The 18,178-nt window shown below is 68.3% G+C and carries 13 protein-coding genes; 11 read left to right on the top strand and 2 right to left on the bottom strand.

Features of this window, described 5'->3' with window-relative positions; all coding sequences use genetic code 11:
• Positions 1-12: 12 nt before the first annotated feature.
• Positions 13-843, bottom strand: a complete 831-nt coding sequence (locus tag ABH925_RS11235) for a hypothetical protein (RefSeq protein ID WP_370147446.1) — start codon at positions 841-843, stop codon at positions 13-15.
• A gap of 76 nt (positions 844-919) precedes the next feature.
• On the bottom strand, positions 920-1,285 hold the full coding sequence (locus ABH925_RS11230; protein WP_370147232.1) for a hypothetical protein: 366 nt from the start codon (positions 1,283-1,285) through the stop codon (positions 920-922).
• 334 nt (positions 1,286-1,619) lie between these two features.
• On the opposite strand from ABH925_RS11230, the gene ABH925_RS11225 reads away from it, so the two are divergent.
• The 11 genes from ABH925_RS11225 to ABH925_RS11175 all read left to right on the top strand — a co-directional run bounded on the left by ABH925_RS11225 (position 1,620) and on the right by ABH925_RS11175 (position 18,129).
• Positions 1,620-3,368, top strand: coding sequence for an ABC transporter family substrate-binding protein (locus ABH925_RS11225; protein ID WP_370147230.1), 1,749 nt, complete (start codon positions 1,620-1,622; stop codon positions 3,366-3,368).
• 175 nt (positions 3,369-3,543) lie between these two features.
• Positions 3,544-5,409: a translational GTPase TypA gene (gene typA / locus ABH925_RS11220; protein ID WP_370147228.1), complete on the top strand. Its 1,866-nt coding sequence runs from the start codon at positions 3,544-3,546 to the stop codon at positions 5,407-5,409.
• Between the two features lie 459 nt (positions 5,410-5,868).
• Positions 5,869-7,509, top strand: coding sequence for an ABC transporter substrate-binding protein (locus ABH925_RS11215; protein ID WP_370147226.1), 1,641 nt, complete (start codon positions 5,869-5,871; stop codon positions 7,507-7,509).
• A gap of 89 nt (positions 7,510-7,598) precedes the next feature.
• Positions 7,599-8,522, top strand: a complete 924-nt coding sequence (locus tag ABH925_RS11210; RefSeq protein ID WP_370147225.1) for an ABC transporter permease — start codon at positions 7,599-7,601, stop codon at positions 8,520-8,522.
• The gene (locus ABH925_RS11205; protein ID WP_370147224.1) at positions 8,515-9,543 is read left to right on the top strand and encodes an ABC transporter permease; all 1,029 of its coding nucleotides are present in this window, start codon (positions 8,515-8,517) and stop codon (positions 9,541-9,543) included. Before ABH925_RS11210 ends, ABH925_RS11205 begins: the two co-directional genes overlap by 8 nt.
• A gap of 56 nt (positions 9,544-9,599) precedes the next feature.
• On the top strand, positions 9,600-10,619 hold the full coding sequence (locus ABH925_RS11200) for an ABC transporter ATP-binding protein (protein WP_370147445.1): 1,020 nt from the start codon (positions 9,600-9,602) through the stop codon (positions 10,617-10,619).
• Positions 10,612-11,697 carry an ABC transporter ATP-binding protein gene (locus ABH925_RS11195; RefSeq protein ID WP_370147222.1) on the top strand — a complete coding sequence of 362 codons (1,086 nt, stop codon included), beginning with the start codon at positions 10,612-10,614 and terminating at the stop codon, positions 11,695-11,697. The genes ABH925_RS11200 and ABH925_RS11195 overlap by 8 nt, the downstream gene beginning before the upstream one ends.
• A gap of 573 nt (positions 11,698-12,270) precedes the next feature.
• The gene (locus ABH925_RS11190) at positions 12,271-13,236 is read left to right on the top strand and encodes an ABC transporter permease (RefSeq protein ID WP_370147221.1); all 966 of its coding nucleotides are present in this window, start codon (positions 12,271-12,273) and stop codon (positions 13,234-13,236) included.
• A 51-nt stretch (positions 13,237-13,287) separates the two neighbouring features.
• Entirely contained in the window at positions 13,288-14,295 is a 1,008-nt protein-coding gene (locus ABH925_RS11185; protein ID WP_370147220.1) for an ABC transporter permease, read from the top strand.
• Positions 14,292-16,364: a dipeptide ABC transporter ATP-binding protein gene (locus tag ABH925_RS11180; RefSeq protein WP_370147218.1), complete on the top strand. Its 2,073-nt coding sequence runs from the start codon at positions 14,292-14,294 to the stop codon at positions 16,362-16,364. The genes ABH925_RS11185 and ABH925_RS11180 overlap by 4 nt, the downstream gene beginning before the upstream one ends.
• 67 nt (positions 16,365-16,431) lie before the next feature.
• The gene (locus ABH925_RS11175; RefSeq protein WP_370147217.1) at positions 16,432-18,129 is read left to right on the top strand and encodes an ABC transporter family substrate-binding protein; all 1,698 of its coding nucleotides are present in this window, start codon (positions 16,432-16,434) and stop codon (positions 18,127-18,129) included.
• Positions 18,130-18,178 lie beyond the last annotated feature (49 nt).

The raw sequence follows: 18,178 nt of genomic DNA, 5'->3' as shown, positions 1-18,178 counted from the left end.
GAGGCGGGGGGTCTAGAAGAGGCGGGGGTCGGTGAAGGCTCCGCTGGCGAGCAGGTACACGTACAGGTCGGCGACGCCGACGCTGATCAGCGACGCCCAGGCGAGCTGCATGTGCCGGGCGTTCAGCCGGCCGACGACGGTCCACATCCGGTACCGCACGGGATGCTTGGAGAAGTGCTTCAGCCGCCCGCCGACGATGTGCCGGCAGGAGTGGCAGGAGAGCGTGTACGCCCAGATCAGCCCGATGTTGGCGAGCAGCACCAGGGTCCCGAGACCGGCGTGGCCCCACTGCCCCGCGTGGTTGCGGAAGCCCAGGACGGCGTCGTAGGTCAGGATCCCGGCGACCACGATCGCGAAGTAGAAGAAGTAGCGGTGGATGTTCTGCAGCACCAGCGGGAACCGGGTCTCACCGCTGTACGAGGCGTGCGGCTCGGCGACCGCGCAGGCCGGGGGCGAGGACCAGAACGCCCGGTAGTAGGCCTTGCGGTAGTAGTAGCAGGTCATCCGGAAGCCGAGCGGGAAGATCAGCACGATCAGCGCCGGGGAGAGCCGCCACCAGCTGCCGAACAGCGCCCAGTCGGCCCCACCCTGCATCGTCGGGCAGTTCGAGGCGAGGCAGGGCGAGTAGAACGGCGAGACGTACGGGGCGTAGTAGGCGGTGTGCACCCCCCAGAACGCCCGCCAGGTGGAGTACCCGATGAAGGCCAGCAGCCCCAGCGCGGTGGCGAGTTGGGGAACCCACCAGCGGTCGGTGCGGAGATGGCGGGCGGTGATGGCGGCCCGGCCGGGGGAGTGGACCCCCCGACTGGCCGGCCCTGACGGTTCCGGGCTCTGCGCGGGGATCTCCGGGGGCCGGATCTCGGTGGTCACGCTTGTCTGCTCCTCCTGCTGGTGGCTGCACTGGCCGGGCGCGGGGGCCCTAGCTGTGTCGGCAGCCGATGCCTTCGTCGTCGGCGTCGTGCCACATCGCCGGGTCGTACGGGGTGTCCGGGATCTCGATCACGTCAGGACCGGGCCGCACCCGCACCGTGGGGGCGGTCGAGCCGGTGCTGGACGCGCACAGCACGTCGAAGCTCTCCCGCAGGTGCGCCAGGTCGGCACGGACCCGGCGGACGTCCAGCGCGCTGCCCGCGCCGTGGCGGGCCCAGGACGCGCGCAGGGCCCGGTCGAGGTCGTCCAGGCAGCGCCTGGCCTCGGCCAGCGGCTCGACGGTTCTGTCGGCGGTGCCTGGGCTGCTGCTGGGGCTGGCTGTGGTGCTGGTGCTGGCTGTGCTGTCTGCGGGCATGGGTCGGCTCACCTCCGCGCGTCGTACTGATCAACAGTTCTGATGTGCCGTCAGACGGTTGTGCGGAAGCGAGTGTGGCCCTGATCACATACGTCTGGGAAGGGGCTGTGCAGGATTGGCGGGATTTCACGATCGTCGCGCGCCCCGTCCGCACCGCGACCGCTGCCCTGAACGGGTGACGCCCGGCACGGGTCGGCCGTGTCGGACCGGTGGGCGCCGCCGTTTGCCCTTCAGTTGCCCTTGAAGGAGCACAACAGAGGCGCACGGAGCAGCACGGAGCAGCACCTGCCCCTCGCCGAAGCACCGAGCCCGAGCCGCGCGGAAGGTCCAGCCAGTGCCCATCAGTCCCCTCGACGGCCCCGCCGGCGGCTCGGTTGGTCCGGACGGCCCCGCCGGCGGCTCCGTTGGTCCGGACGGTGGCGCGCTGCCGGCCCGTCGCCCGTACGGGACGCTCGCCGTGGCGGTCTGCGCGGCCCTCGGGGTGGCCCTGGCCGCCTGCGCCGGGGGCGGACCCGCGCCCAGGGCCACCGACGTGGTCTCGGCCGACCGGGCCAGGACGGCCCAGGGGGGCACCCTGCGCTGGGCCGTCGACGCCGTGCCCACCACCCTGAACGCCTTCCAGGCCGACGCCACCGACGCCACCGCCCTGGTCGACCAGGCCGTGCTGCCCACCCTGTTCACCCTGGACGCGCACGCGGCCGCAACCCCGGACCCGGACTACCTCACCGGCGTCGAGCAGACCTCGGAGCGGCCGCAGACCATCGTCTACCACCTCAACCCCAAGGCGGTGTGGACCGACGGCAGGCCGCTGTCGGCCGCCGACTTCACCGCCCAGTGGAAGGCGCTGAACGGCAGGGACTCGGCCTACTGGACCGCCCGTACCGACGGGTACGACAGCATCGGGGCCATCCGCCAGGGGGCCACCCCGCACGACGTCGAGGTCACCTTCGCCACCCCCTACGCGCCCTGGAAGCAGCTCTTCGCCCCGCTCTACCCGGCCCCGGCGATGAGCGGCCCGGCCGCCTTCAACGACGGCTCGCGAACCCGGCTCGCCGCCGACGCCGGGCCGTTCACGCTGACCTCGGTGCAGCCGGCCGACCCGAACGGGGCCGGTGGCTCGGTCACCGTGGTGCGCAATCCGCGCTGGTGGGGGGCTCCGGCCCGGCTGGACGCGATCAGCTTCGGCGCGGTCGCCCCGGCCGCCCGCGCGGCCGGGCTGCGGGCCGGCACCCTGGACGTCGCCGACCTCAGCCGCGCGGTCGAGGACGGCGGCCCGGCCGTGCTGACCCAGGCCTCGGCGCTGCCCGGGGTCGCGCTGCACCGCGCCTCGGCGCCGTCCTTCCTGCAGCTGACCATGAACGGCGGCAGCGGCCCGCTGGCCGACCCGGACCTGCGCCGCGCCGTGGCCAGGGCGGTGGACCGGGGCCGGATCGCCGCCGCGGTGCTCACCCCGCTCGGCCTGCCGGCCGTGCCGCTGGGTAACCACCTGGTCATGGCCGACCAGCAGGGCTACCAGGACGACAGCTCCGCCCTCGGCACCGGCGGCGGACAGGTCCGGGGCAGGGACGGCCGCGCGCCCGCGCTCACCCTGCTCACCCGTTCGGGCTCGGCCACCGACACCGGAATCTCCGCCCTGCTGACCGCCCAGCTGGCCCGGGCCGGGGTCAGGGTCACCACCCGGGCAGTGGCCGGCGACTCCTTCTTCGCCGACCACGTCACCGCCGGAGACTTCGACCTCGCCCTGTTCAGCTGGCCGGCCTCGGCCTTCCCGGTCGCCGACCAGCGTCCGCTCTACGCGAAGCCCCAGATCGGGGCGGACGGTTCGCTGATGAACGGTCAGAACCTGTCCGGCACCGGCACCGACGAGATCGACCGGCTGCTGACCCAGGCCGTGGCCGCGCTCGACCCCGGGCAGGCGGCCTCGCTCGCGGACCAGGCCGACACCAGGATCTGGCAGCAGGCCCCGTCGCTGCCGCTGTTCCAGCGCCCGGAACTGGTCGCGGTGCGGACCTCGGTGGTCGGTGCGGGGGCCTTCGGCTTCGCCACCCCGCGGTTCCAGGACATGGGGTTCACCAAGGTGTAACGGGCGAGAGAGACCTCGGGGTGCGAGCTCCACCACCCGGCCACGTACCATAGGGGTAAGCCGTGGCATGTGGTGCCCGGCAGGTGGACCGGCGGCAGGTGGCGCGGACGACTCGGGAGGGTCGGCGTCGTGACGGCGGTTACCACGCCCCACGACCCGGGAGATTCACCCCCGTATGCCCACGCGAAATGACATCCGCAACGTCGCCATCGTCGCTCACGTCGACCACGGCAAGACCACCCTGGTCGACGCCATGCTCAAGCAGGCGGGTGCCTTCGCCGCTCACCAGCACCTCGACGACCGAATGATGGACTCGAACGACCTGGAGCGCGAGAAGGGCATCACCATTCTCGCCAAGAACACCGCGGTCAAGTACCACCCCAAGGGTGGCGGCGACGTGGTGACCATCAACATCATCGACACCCCCGGCCACGCCGACTTCGGTGGTGAGGTCGAGCGCGGCCTGTCCATGGTCGACGCGGTCGTGCTGCTGGTCGACGCCTCCGAGGGCCCGCTGCCGCAGACCCGCTTCGTGCTGCGCAAGGCGCTGACCGCGAACCTGCCGGTCATCCTGTGCATCAACAAGACGGACCGCCCGGACTCCCGGATCGACGAGGTCATCAACGAGACCTATGACCTGTTCCTGGACCTGGACGCGACCGAGGAGCAGATCGAGTTCCCCATCGTCTACGCCTGCGCGCGTGACGGTGTGGCCTCGATGACCAAGCCGGAGAACGGCACGGTCCCGGCCGACAGCGACTCGCTGGAGCCGTTCTTCTCCACGATCCTGTCGTCCGTCCCGGCCCCGACCTACACCGAGGGCGCGCCGCTCCAGGCCCACGTCACCAACCTGGACGCCGACAACTTCCTCGGCCGTATCGCGCTCTGCCGGGTCGAGGAGGGCGAGATCCGCAAGGGTCAGCAGGTCGCCTGGATCCAGCGGGACGGCACGATCAAGCAGGTCAAGGTCACCGAGCTGCTGATGACCGAGGCGCTCACCCGCAAGCCGGCCGAGATGGCCGGCCCCGGTGACATCTGCGCCATCGCCGGTATCCCGGACATCATGATCGGCGAGACCCTGGCCGACCTGGAGAACCCGGTCGCGCTGCCGCTGATCACGGTGGACGAGCCGGCCATCTCGATGACCATCGGCACCAACACCTCGCCGATCGTCGGCAAGGGCGGCAAGGGCCACAAGCTCACCGCCCGCATGGTGAAGGACCGCCTGGACAAGGAGCTGATCGGCAACGTCTCGCTCCGGGTCCTGCCGACCGAGCGTCCGGACGCCTGGGAGGTCCAGGGCCGTGGCGAGCTGGCGCTGGCGATCCTGGTCGAGACCATGCGCCGGGAGATGTTCGAGCTGACCGTCGGCAAGCCGCAGGTGGTCACCAAGGAGATCAACGGCAAGCTGCACGAGCCGGTCGAGCGGATGACGATCGACGCGCCCGAGGAGTACCTGGGTGCGATCACCCAGCTCATGGCGGTCCGCAAGGGCCGGATGGAGACCATGACGAACCACGGCTCCGGCTGGGTCCGGATGGAGTTCGTGGTCCCGTCCCGCGGCCTGATCGGCTTCCGCACCCAGTTCCTGACCGACACCCGCGGTACCGGTATCGCGCACAGCATCTTCGAGGGCCACGAGCCGTGGTTCGGCGAGCTGCGGATGCGCAACAACGGTTCGCTGGTCGCCGACCGCGCGGGCGTCGTGACGCCGTTCGCGATGATGGGCCTCCAGGAGCGCGGCGTGATCTTCGTCGAGCCGACCACCGAGGTGTACGAGGGCATGATCATCGGAGAGAACTCGCGCTCCGACGACATGGACGTCAACATCACCAAGGAGAAGAAGCTCACCAACATGCGGGCGGCCTCCTCCGACACCACCGAGAACCTGGTGCCGCCGCGCAAGCTCTCGCTGGAGCAGTCGCTGGAGTTCTGTCGCGAGGACGAGTGCATCGAGGTCACCCCGGAGACCGTGCGCATCCGCAAGGTCATCCTGGACGCGCAGACCCGTGGCCGCCAGCGCGGTCGCAACAAGGGCTGATCCCTCGGGGCTGATCCCTCAGGGCTGATCCCTCGGGGCTGATCCCTCGGAACTTCCCGGCCGCCGGGCGGCGCCTCTTCGGAGGTGCCGCCCGGCGGTTTTTTCGTACCCCTGTTCGCTCACTCCAGGTAACGATCCCCCGGCCGTGTGTCAGAGCGAGATGGTACGGATATCGGTGACAGGATGCGTCTAGCCGGTCGATGCTGTCCGTTTGGTGGGTTCTTGCACCCACCTGGCCATGCCCAGGTTGCGAGATATGCATCACAGGCGTGTGATCAAAACGAGATGTCAATTGGTCATATGCATCGCCGACAGTGACAGATAGTAGGTATCACGACGCTCGGGTCACGGGGTCCGCTGCCTACGGCGCGGGCTCACGAGCGACAGCGCGCAGGGCTCCCAGGGGTGGGCGCCGAGCGCACGGAACGACCGGAATGCACGTTCTGAGGAGGCACGTCCATGCGTGGAGCCACGCAAGCCAAGTTCGCCGTCGGCGCGATTGTGATCGCCCTCGCGGCCACTGCCTGCAGCAGCGGGAGCAGCAGCTCCGGCAGCTCGGGCGGTTCGAACGCCAGTGGCGTCGTCAACGCATGGTGGGGTGACCCGCAGAACCCGCTGGAGCCCGCGAACACCAACGAGGTCAACGGTGGCGCGGTCGAGGACATGATCATGACCGGGCTGGTCCAGTACGACCCCAAGACCAGCAAGGCGGAGAACGCGGTCGCGGACTCCATCACCTCCTCGGACCAGCAGAACTGGACCGTCAAGATCAAGCCCGGCTGGAAGTTCAGCGACGGCACCGCGGTCACCGCGACGTCCTTCGTGGACGCCTGGAACTACGGCGCGCTGGTCACCAACAAGCAGGTCAACGGCAGCTTCTTCGCCTACATCGACGGCTACAACAACGTCGCTCCGGCCACTGGTGCGCCCACGGCGCAGACCATGTCCGGCCTGAAGGTCGTCGACGCCAACACCTTCACGGTGCGGCTCAGCCAGAAGTTCTCCACCTGGCCGCAGACCCTGGGCTACACGGCGTTCTTCCCGCTGCCCGCGTCGTTCTTCACGAACCACGCCGCGTACCTGAACATGCCGATCGGCAACGGTCCGTACAAGATCTCGTCGTGGACCAAGAGCTCCAACATGCAGCTGGTCCCGAACCCGGACTACACCGGCACCAACGTGCCGAAGAACGGCGGGATCAACCTCAAGGTCTACACCGACACCAACGCCGCCTACGCGGACCTGCAGTCGGGCAACCTGGACGTCAACAACGGCATCCCCAACAGCGCGTTGAAGACCATCCAGACCGACCTGAACGGCCGTTACCTGAACGAGCCGGCCGGCATCATCCAGACCATCTCCTTCCCGCTGTACCAGGCGAACTGGAACACCGCGGGCGCCAAGCTGGTCCGCCAGGGTCTCTCGATGGCCATCGACCGGGCGACGATCACCAAGGTGATCTTCAACAACACCCGCACCCCGGCCACCGACTGGACCTCCCCGGTCCTCGGTGCGGCCGGCGGCTACCAGGCCGGGATCTGCGGCGACGTCTGCACCTACAACCCGACCAAGGCCAAGCAGCTGATCGAGCAGGGCGGCGGCATCCCCGGCGGCCAGCTGACCATCAGCTACAACGCCGACGGCCCCCACAAGGAGTGGGTGGACGCGGTCTGCAACAGCATCAACAACGTGATGGGCAACACCAAGGCCTGCGTCGGCCGGCCGGTCGGCACCTTCGCGGACTTCCGCAACCAGATCACCAACAAGCAGATGACCAGCCCGTTCCGCACCGGCTGGCAGATGGACTACCCGCTGATCCAGGACTTCCTGCAGCCGGTGTACACCACCACCGGTGGCTCGAACGACTCGCACTACAGCAACCCGCAGTTCGACTCCCTGGTGAACCAGGCCAACGCCGAGGCCGACACCACCAAGGCGGTCCAGGACTTCCAGAGCGCCGAGAAGCTGCTGGCCACGGACCTCCCGGCGATCCCGCTGTGGTACCAGAACGGCACCGTGGGCTGGTCCTCCAAGGTCTCCAATGTGACCCTGGACCCGTTCAGCGTCCCGGTCTACACCGCGATCACCGTCAACAAGTAGTCGTCCCCACACTGACGGCTTGTCGATGCGGGGCGGCAGCAGGGTCCCACCGGATCCCGCTGCCGCCCCGCTGACTCCCTGGAGGTTTCATGGGGCGCTACGTCATCAGACGCTTGCTCCAGATGATCCCGGTCTTCATCGGGACCACTTTCCTGATCTTCTTCATGGTCCACGCGCTCGGCGACCCCGTGAACGCGCTCTTCGGTGACAAGGCGCCGGACCCGGCCGTCGCGGCCCAGATCCGGGCCCAGTACAACCTCAACGACCCGCTCTGGCTCCAGTACGTGAAGTACATGGGCAAGCTGTTCACCGGTGACTTCGGGACGACGTTCTCCGGTGACACGGTGACCCACCAGCTGGCCACGGCGTACCCGATCACGCTCAAGCTCACCGCGGTGGCCTTTGTGATCGAGATCGTCTTCGGCATCGGCCTGGGCCTGCTGAGCGGCCTGCGCCGCGGGCGGTTCGCCGACAACGGGGTGCTCATCCTGACCCTCATCGTGATCTCGATCCCCACCTTCGTCACCGGCTATGTGCTGCAGTACCTGTTCGGCGTGAAGTGGGGCGTCTTCCCCGCCACCGTCGGGGACAACACCTCGCTGAGCGCGTTCATCCTGCCCGGGATCGTGCTCGCCTCGGTGTCCCTGGCCTATGTCGCCCGGCTGACCCGGACCACGGTCGCGGAGAACGCCAAGGCCGACTACGTCCGTACCGCGGTGGCCAAGGGCCTGCCGCGGCGCCGGGTGGTCGTCAACCACCTGCTGCGGAACTCGCTGATCCCGGTGGTCACCTTCCTGGGCACCGACCTCGGCGCGCTGATGGGTGGCGCGCTGGTGACCGAGCGGATCTTCAACATCCACGGTGTCGGCTTTACCCTCTACCAGGGCATCGTGCGCCAGAGCAGCAACACCGTGGTCGGCTTCGTGACCATTCTGGTGATCGTCTTCCTGCTGGCCAACCTGCTCGTCGACCTGCTCTACGCGGTCCTGGACCCGAGGATCCGGTATGCCTGACCAGGAGAAGTACAACCAAGCCGACCCGCTCTCCGAGGCGGGCGCCGGCGACGAGGAAATGCAGAGCGCGGTCGAGAGCCGGCTGATGGACCTCGGCACCATGGAGGCGCAGACCCTGATCAAGAACGAACGGCTCAAGGACGAGCCGGAGGTCGCGCCGGCCGAGCTCCGCGAGGCGCCCCGGAGTCTGTGGCAGGACGCCTGGCGCGACCTGCGCCGGAACCCCATCTTCATCATCTCCGGTCTGCTGATCCTGTTCCTGGTCGTGATGGCGCTCTGGCCCGGCCTGTTCACCTCGACCGACCCGCTCCAGTGCGACCTGTCCAAGTCCCAGCTGGGTCCCACCTCCGGGCACCCGTTCGGCTACGACACCCAGGGCTGCGACGTCTACGCCCGCACCATCTACGGCGCCCGGGCCTCGATCACCGTGGGCGTCTGCGCCACCGTGGGCGCGGCCCTGGTGGGGACGGTGCTGGGCGGTCTGGCGGGCTTCTTCGGAGGCTGGCTCGACTCGGTCGTCTCCCGGATCGCCGACATCTTCTTCGGCATCCCGATCCTGCTCGGCGGCCTGGTCTTCCTCTCGGTGATCCCGAGCCAGTCGATCTGGATCGTGGTGGCCTTCATCGTGGTCCTCGGCTGGCCGCAGATCGCCCGCATCGCCCGAGGCGCGGTGATCACCGCAAAACAGCAGGACTACGTCACCGCCGCCAGGGCGCTGGGCGCCAGCAACAGCCGGATGATGCTCCGTCACATCCTGCCGAACGCCATCGCCCCGATCATCGTGGTGGCCACCATCGCCCTGGGCACCTACATCTCGCTGGAGGCCACGCTGAGCTTCCTCGGGGTGGGGCTCAAGCCGCCGACGGTCTCCTGGGGCATCGACATCTCCTCGGCCTCGGACACCTTCCGCAACGCGCCGCACATGCTGCTGTTCCCCGCAGCGGCACTGAGCATCACCGTGCTGGCGTTCATCATGCTCGGCGACGCAGTCCGCGACGCTCTCGACCCCAAGCTGCGCTGAGAGAGGCGAAAAGCGTGAGTACTGCAACCTCCGCCACCGGCGGATCGCCCCGGTCCGTGACCGCCGACTCCGTGGACGCGCCGCTGCTGCAGGTCAAGGACCTGCAGGTGGAGTTCCGGACCCGGGACGGCGTCGCCAAGGCCGTCAACGGCGTCAACTACTCGGTCCGGGCCGGCGAGACCCTCGCCATCCTGGGCGAGTCCGGCTCCGGCAAGTCGGTCTCCTCCCAGGCCGTCATGGGCATCCTGGACAGCCCGCCCGGCTTCGTCACCGGCGGCGAGATCCTGTTCAAGGGCCGCGACCTGCTGAAGCTCGGCAACGAGGAACGCCGCAAGATCCGCGGATCGCAGATGGCGATGGTGTTCCAGGATGCGCTGTCCTCGCTCAACCCGGTCCACACCGTCGGCATGCAGCTGGGCGAGATGTACCGGGTGCACAAGGGCACCTCCAAGAAGGACGCCAAGCTCAAGGCGATCGAGCTGATGGAGAAGGTCGGGATCCCGGCCGCGAAGGAGCGGGTCAACCAGTACCCGCACCAGTTCTCCGGCGGTATGCGCCAGCGCATCATGATCGCCATGGCGCTGGCCCTGGAGCCCGACCTGATCATCGCCGACGAGCCCACCACCGCCCTGGACGTCACCGTCCAGGCCCAGGTGATGGAGCTGCTGGCGGACCTCCAGCGCGAGTACAACATGGGCCTGATCCTGATCACCCACGACCTCGGCGTGGTCGCCGACGTCGCGGACAAGATCGCGGTCATGTACGCGGGACGGATCGTCGAGACCGCCCCGGTGCACGAGCTCTACAAGCGCCCGGCCCACCCCTACACCAAGGGTCTGCTGGAGTCGATCCCGCGCCTTGACCAGAAGGGGGAGGAGCTCTACGCCATCAAGGGCCTCCCGCCCAACCTGCTGCACATCCCCTCCGGCTGCGCCTTCAACCCGCGCTGCCCCATGGCGCAGGAGATCTGCCGCTCCGAGATCCCGCCGCTGCACGCCGTGACCGAGCTCGACGGCACCCCGCTGGAGGGCCGCGGCAGCGCCTGTCACTTCTGGAAGGAAGCCCTCCATGGCTGACACCGCTCCCACGGAGGCCTCGACCGCGGTACCGGTACCTCCGGTCACCCGCGGCGAACCGATCCTGCAGGTCCGCGACCTGGAGAAGTACTTCCCGCTGACCCAGGGCATCGTCATCAAGAAGCAGGTCGGCGCGGTCAAGGCCGTCGACGGCGTCTCCTTCGACCTGCACCAGGGCGAGACCCTGGGCATCGTCGGCGAGTCCGGCTGCGGCAAGTCGACCCTCGCCAAGGTGCTGATGAACCTGGAGCCGGCCACCGGCGGCTCGGTGCTCTACAAGGGCGAGGACATCTCCAAGGCGTCCGGCAAGGCCCTGAAGGCCATCCGCCGCAACATCCAGATGGTCTTCCAGGACCCGTACACCTCGCTGAACCCCCGGATGACGGTGGGCGACATCATCGGCGAGCCGTACGAGATCCACCCGGAGGTGGCGCCCAAGGGCGACCGCCGCAAGGCCGTGCAGGACCTGCTGGACGTGGTCGGGCTCAACCCCGAGTACATCAACCGGTACCCGCACCAGTTCTCCGGCGGCCAGCGCCAGCGCATCGGCATCGCCCGCGGCCTCGCGCTCAAGCCCGAGATCATCATCGCGGACGAGCCGGTGTCGGCCCTGGACGTCTCGGTGCAGGCCCAGGTGATCAACCTGCTGGAGCAGCTGCAGAACGAGTTCGACCTCTCGTACATGTTCATCGCCCACGACCTCTCGATCGTGCGTCACATCTCGGACCGGGTCGGTGTGATGTACCTGGGCAAGATGGTCGAGATCGGGACGGACGAGGAGATCTACGAGCACCCGACGCACCCGTACACCCAGGCGCTGCTCTCCGCGGTGCCGGTGCCGGACCCGTCCGGGCGCGAGCAGCGCGAGCGCATCATCCTGTCGGGGGACATCCCCTCGCCGGCCAACCCGCCCTCGGGCTGCCGCTTCCGCACCCGCTGCTGGAAGGCGCAGGAGCGGTGCAGCGTCGAGCTGCCGCTGCTCGCGGTGCCCGAGGTGTTCCGCGGCCAGGCGACGCCGGCGGCCCACCAGTCGGCCTGCCACTTCGCCGAGGACGTGGACATCGTCGGCGCGGGCTGACGCCAACCCGCCGATCGGCTGAACCCGCACCCCCATTCGGGGGGTGCGGGTTCAGCCATTTGTGGGGGGAGTGCGATGGCGTGCCGGGATGTGGCTCCGGGTAGGGACCGGGGGTGCCGGTAACAGATTCGCGTGCATTGTTGGATCGTGGGGCGGGAAAGTTGCTTTGTGGCACCACTGGACGGGGTGACGCGCTGCACAACTTTCAACCTTCACTCGTGACGCGCTGTTGTCTGTCCGGTGCCGAGGGGCATCCTGTCCACATATCGGAGCCGCATAGACGGGTGAACCGGGGCAAACCGGGCGGTGAATTGACAGAATCTCAAATGACAACTCATCGTGCTCCCAGATCTGCGTTACGGAAACTTCATCAATGAGCCGTAGTCACGCCGTCCATTCGACGCCATGATTTGGGTTCAAGTCGACCTACCAGGTCGGCGCGGCTCCGGCGGCATTGCCATCGGATACGGGTCACCCGTCTCCGCCGTCGAACCACGCGAGGGTGGAGCCGAGCTTGAGTTGCCGTGCGGAGAGGTGATCTCCCGTGCGCCTGAACGGACAGAGGATGCGGGTATGGGGCGGTTCCTACTGCGGCGAGCGATCAACTATCTGATCCTCACCTTCCTCGCTTCCAGCGGTGTCTACTTCCTCGCGTCGCTCACCCTTGAGCCGCAGATGAACCTGCTGGCCAAGCACCCGCACCCGCCGATCGCGACGGTCTACCAGATCCTCAACTCGCAGGGTGTGGACCCGCAGGTCTCGGTCTTCGTGCGGTACTGGCACTGGCTGACGCAGCTGGTGCTGCACGGCAACTTCGGCATCGCGGCCGACGGCGGCTCGGTCAACACCGAGATGAGCCAGCGCATCTTCGTCAGCACCGAACTCCTGCTGCTGGCAACGTTCCTGGGCGCGGCGACCGGTGTCGTCTACGGTGCCTGGAACGCGCTGCGGCAGTACCGGTTCTCGGACCGGGCCTCCACGATCTTCTCCTACGCCGTCATCGCCACCCCGGTGGTGGTCATCGGTGTGACGATCCGCACGGTGGACAACTGGCTGGGCTCGCCGATCCAGTACACCGGCATGTACGACCCCGGCGCCAACGGCTTCTTCGCCATCGCGGTGAGCAACCTCGAACACCTGATCCTGCCGACCCTCACCCTGTGGATCGTGCAGATGACCCTGTTCAGCCGCTACCAGCGCAGCACCATGCTGGACGTGCTCGGCAGCGACTTCCTGCGCACCGCCCGGGCCAAGGGCCTGCCCCGTCGCAAGGCCGTGATCAAGCACGGCCTGCGCACCGCGGTGATCCCGGTGATGCCGCTGCTGGTCTACAACATCGTGCTGCTGTTCACCGGCGCCACCTTCACCGAGAAGCTCTTCGGCTGGCACGGCATGGGCGAGTGGCTGGTCGACACGATCAACACCAACGACATCAACGCGGTCGCCGCGATCGGCGTGTTCACCTCCGGGCTGGTCCTGATCGCCGGCCTGCTGTCCGACCTGATCTACGCGGCACTCGACCCTCGGGTCCGAACCTGACCCACCATCAGATCCGGAACCCCAGCACGTCACCCGAGGAGTGAGAAGAGAATGACTACCCAAGTCCCGCTGGCGCCCACAGGGCCGGCCCCCGTCGTACGGAAGAGCCGTGGCCGCAGCGCGCTGCTGCTGGCCCGCTTCAGCCGCAACCGGCTGGCCCTGGTCGGGGTCGCCATCCTGGTCGTGCTGGTGGTGGGCGCATATGTGATGCCGACCTTCCTGCACTGGAAGTACACCGACAACGACTTTGAGAACATGGGCACCGCCCCGGACGGAAACCACTGGCTGGGGACCAACCACGCCGGCCAGGACATTCTCGCGCAGACCCTGCGCGGTCTGCAGAAGTCCCTGGTCATCGGTCTGATCGGCGGGCCGCTGACGACGTTCTTCGCGGCGATCGTCGGCGCCTCGGCCGGCTACTTCGGCGGCTGGGTCGACCGCGTCCTGATGTGGTTCCTGGAACTGCTGCTGGTCGTCCCGGGCTTCCTGCTGCTGGCGATGCTCGCGCCGAAGCTCGCCCACGGCACCTGGCTGATCTTCGTGGTGCTGCTGGCGATCCTCGGCTGGATGGTCACCGGTCGGGTGGTGCGCAGCATGACGCACACGCTGAAGGACCGGGAGTTCGTCCTCGCGGCCAAGTACATGGGCGTCAGGCCGATGACGATCATCTTCCGTCACATCCTGCCGAACATGGCCTCGCTGCTGATCGTGGACGCCGCGGTGCAGGTCGGCCTGATCGTTCTCGCCGAGAGCGCGCTCTCCTACTTCGGCTTCGGCATCCAGGCCCCGGACATCTCGCTGGGCACCCTGATCGCGGCCGGCGAGCCCGACGCCACCACCTCGGCCTGGATGTTCTTCGTGCCGGCCGCCTGCCTGGTGCTGATGGGCCTCTGCGTGGCCTTCATCGGGGACGGGCTGCGGGACGCCTTCGACCCGACCGCGGTCGGGGCCAAGTCCAAGGCCAGGCTCCAGGACGACGCGGACGAGATCGACAGCGAGTCCCCGGTCCTCGACCTGACCGGCCAGAACGTTCGTACCGAGGAAGGTCTGACCTCGTGAGCACCCCCACCACTCCCGTCCTTGAGGTCCGCGACCTGCGTGTCTCCTTCCCCAGCGAGTCCGGCCGGGTGCGAGCCGTGCGCGGGATCGAGTTCGCGCTGAGCCCCGGCGAGACCCTGGCGATCGTCGGCGAGTCCGGCTCCGGCAAGTCGGTGACCGCGACCTCGATCCTGGGTCTGCTGCCCGACGGCGCCGAGGTCAACGGCTCCATCAAGCTGGCAGGCCGGGAACTCCTCGGTCTCAACGACGCGCAGATGTCCAAGATCCGCGGCAAGGACATCGGGATGGTCTTCCAGGACCCGCTGTCCGCGCTGACCCCGGTGTTCTCCATCGGCACCCAGCTGATCGAGGCGCTGCAGATCCACCAGGACCTCAGCAAGCAGGCCGCCCGGGCCCGGGCGCTGGAACTGCTGGACCTGGTCGGCATCCCGGACCCGCAGCGCCGTATCGACGGCTTCCCGCACGAGTTCTCCGGCGGTATGCGGCAGCGTGCGGTGATCGCCATGGCGATCGCCAACGACCCCAAGGTCATCATCGCGGACGAGCCCACCACCGCCCTGGACGTGACCATCCAGGCACAGGTGCTGGAGGTGCTGAAGAAGGCCCAGGAGGTCACCGGCGCCGCCATCCTGATGATCACTCACGACCTCGGGGTGGTGGCCGGTATGGCCGACCGGGTGACCGTGATGTACGCGGGCAAGCCGGTCGAGTCCGGCACCGCCGACGAGGTCTTCTACCAGCCGCACATGCCCTACACCATCGGTCTGCTCAGCGCCGTGCCGCGGCTGGACGACGGTGGCCGCAAGGCGCTCACCCCGGTCGAGGGCAACCCGCCGTCCATGGTGAACCTGCCCAAGGGCTGCCCGTTCGCGGCGCGCTGCCCGATCGCGGTGGACGTCTGCACCACGGTGGAGCCGCCGCTGGCGCCGGTGCCCGGTGTGCCCGGCCTGAAGAGCGCCTGCCACCGTGCCGCCGAGATCGGCACGGGTGCGGTGACCCGGGCGAACATGTTCCCGACTCCCGAACTCCCGGAGCTGGCGGTGCAGTCGGACCGCGCCACGCGCACCGAGGTGCTCCGGGTGGACAACCTGACCAAGCACTTCCCGCTGCTGAAGGGCCAGGTGTTCAAGCGCCAGGTCGGCACGGTGCGCGCGGTGGACGGGCTCACCTTCGACATCCGCGAGGGGGAGACCTTCGCCCTGGTCGGCGAGTCCGGCTGCGGCAAGACCACCACCCTGCTGGAGATCCTGGAACTGCCCACCAAGCAGGTCGGTTCGGTCACCGTGCTGGGCAAGGAGACCAAGTCGCTGAACGGCAGGTCGCGCCGGGAGATCCGCCGTGACCTCCAGGTGGTCTTCCAGGACCCGATGGCGTCGCTGGACTCGCGGATGCCGGTCGGCGACGTGCTGGCCGAGCCGCTGAAGACCCACGGCTGGAGCAAGGACCGGATCCAGGCCCGGATCCCCGAGCTGCTCTCGCTGGTGGGCCTGCTGCCCGAGCATGCGGAGCGCTACCCCACCGAGTTCTCCGGCGGCCAGCGCCAGCGCATCGGCATCGCCCGCGCCCTCGCGCTCGACCCGAAGCTGATCGTGCTGGACGAGCCGGTCTCCGCGCTCGACGTCTCGATCCAGGCCGGCGTGATCAACCTGCTCGACGAACTCAAGGCCAAGCTGAGCCTCAGCTACCTGTTCGTCGCCCATGACCTCTCGGTGATCCGGCATATCGCGGACCGTGTCGCGGTGATGTACCTCGGCCGGATCGTCGAGCTCGGGAGCGCGGAAGCCGTCTTCGACGCCCCCTCGCACCCCTACACGCAGGCACTGCTCTCCGCCGTGCCGCTGCCCGACCCGCACAAGGAGCGGGAACGGCGCCGGATCCTGCTGACCGGAGACCTGCCGAGCCCGGCCGACGTCCCCTCCGGCTGCCGGTTCCGCACGCGTTGCCCCAAGTTCCTCGGACTCTCCGAAGGGGAGGCCGAGCGGTGCCGGACCGAGGACCCAGCGTCCCAGGTCATGTCCGCGGACCACACAGCGGCTTGCCACTACGCGGCGGCGCTGGAAGTCGTCTGACGTAGCCGGCCCGACGGCCGTACGCCAGTTCTGATTGCATACTGACACCTCTAGGGGAGGACCCGCCTTGTCCCGTAACACCGTCAAGCTGGCGACAGCCGTCGCCCTGTCCGCCGGTCTTGTCCTCAGCGCCTCGGCCTGCAGCAGCAGCGGCAAGTCCGCCGCGCCTGCCGTGGCGAAGAAGTCCACGGACAACGACATCAACCCGGTTGACTCGACCACCCTCAAGCAGGGCGGCACGTTCAACTACGCGGTCGACCAGTACTCCACGCAGTGGAACTCGAACAACGCCGAGTCCCAGAACGAGGCGTCGATCGCCGACACCGAGGGTCCGCTGCTGCCGCAGCTGTTCACCACGGACGCCGCGGGTACCTTCTCGGCGAACCCGGACTACCTGACCAGCGCCACCGTGGCGACCGTGGGTGGCAAGCAGGTCACCACCTACGACATCAACCCGAAGGCCCACTGGTCCGACGGCACGCCGATCACCTGGAAGGACTTCCAGGCGAACGCGCTGATGCAGAACGGCACCAACCCGAAGATCAACGCGACCAGCACCGCGGGCTACTCGCAGATCGCCTCGGTGACGCAGGGCAAGGACCAGTACGAGGCCGTGGTCACGTACAGCAGCCCCTACTCGGAGTGGAAGGGTCTGTTCTTCCCGTTCTACCCGGCGTCCCAGATCGGCACGGTCGACGGCTGGGAGAACTCCTACAAGAACAAGATCCCGGTCACCGGCGGTCCGTTCAAGGTGCAGTCGATGAACCCGACCACCAAGGTCGTCACCGAGGTGGCCGACCCCAACTGGTGGGGTGCCAAGCCGGTGCTGAGCACCATCCACTTCATCACCCTCGACGCCAGCGCGACCCCGGGTGCCTTCGCCTCCGGTGAGATCGACTTCGAGGACGTCGGCCCGTCCGTCGAGATCTACAAGCAGGCCAAGCAGGTCGCGAACACCTCGATCAGGGTGGCCTACGGCTCCAACTGGCGCCAGGCCTGGATCAACGCCAAGAGCCCCAACCTGACCGACCCCAACGTCCGTCAGGCGCTCTTCCAGGCGATCGACCGCAACGCCATCGCCAAGGGCGACCTGTCCGCGCTGCCCTGGGTCATCAAGCCGCTGAACAACCACTTCCTGGTCGCCAGCGCCGCCGGATACCAGGACAACTCCGGTGACCTCGGCAAGTTCGACCAGACCGCGGCCGGCGCCAAGCTGGACGCGGCGGGCTGGAAGATGGGCTCCGACGGCTTCCGTCAGAAGAACGGCCAGGACCTGGCGTTCACGCTGAAGATCCCGTCCGGTACCCCGGTGGCCACCCAGGAGGCCGCCGCGATGACGGCCATGTACAAGGCCATCGGCGTCAAGATGGCGACCGACTCCGTGGACGGCGTGCAGTTCTTCAACGACCTGAACGCCGAGAAGTTCGACATGACGATCTTCTCTGCCACGGCGCTGCCGCCGTTCCTGCCGCTGAACAACGCCGAGGCGAGCTACCAGGCCCCGAACAAGGGCAACGCGGGCGCCAACATCTCCCAGCTCGGTTCGCCGGCGCTGGACGCCCAGCTGGCCAAGGCCGGTGGCGACACCGACACCACCCAGTACTACGCGGACATCAACGCCGCGGACGCGATGATCTGGCAGGAGGCGGTCAACCTGCCGCTCTACCAGCGTCCGCAGATCTTCGCCGCGAAGGCCGGTCTGGCCAACTTCGGTGCCTTCGGCAACCAGACCACCGACTGGACCAAGGTCGGCTGGACCAAGTGAGCTGAGCAGCACCCGTTGTAGCAACGAGGCGCCCCCCGGACCTTCCTGG

Origin of the sequence: Streptacidiphilus sp. EB129 (genome assembly GCF_041262645.1) — a bacterium.
GTDB lineage: Bacteria > Actinomycetota > Actinomycetes > Streptomycetales > Streptomycetaceae > Streptacidiphilus.
Note: the sequence above shows the minus strand (reverse complement) of the source record. Positions and strands in the feature narration are given on the sequence as shown.

Coding starts and splice junctions, on each gene's coding strand:
- ABH925_RS11230 (WP_370147232.1), bottom strand. CDS start 1,285: ATGCCCGCAGACAGCACAGCCAGCACCAGCACCACAGCCAGCCCCAGC.
- typA (WP_370147228.1), top strand. CDS start 3,544: ATGCCCACGCGAAATGACATCCGCAACGTCGCCATCGTCGCTCACGTC.
- ABH925_RS11215 (WP_370147226.1), top strand. CDS start 5,869: ATGCGTGGAGCCACGCAAGCCAAGTTCGCCGTCGGCGCGATTGTGATC.
- ABH925_RS11210 (WP_370147225.1), top strand. CDS start 7,599: ATGGGGCGCTACGTCATCAGACGCTTGCTCCAGATGATCCCGGTCTTC.
- ABH925_RS11205 (WP_370147224.1), top strand. CDS start 8,515: ATGCCTGACCAGGAGAAGTACAACCAAGCCGACCCGCTCTCCGAGGCG.
- ABH925_RS11195 (WP_370147222.1), top strand. CDS start 10,612: ATGGCTGACACCGCTCCCACGGAGGCCTCGACCGCGGTACCGGTACCT.
- ABH925_RS11190 (WP_370147221.1), top strand. CDS start 12,271: ATGGGGCGGTTCCTACTGCGGCGAGCGATCAACTATCTGATCCTCACC.
- ABH925_RS11185 (WP_370147220.1), top strand. CDS start 13,288: ATGACTACCCAAGTCCCGCTGGCGCCCACAGGGCCGGCCCCCGTCGTA.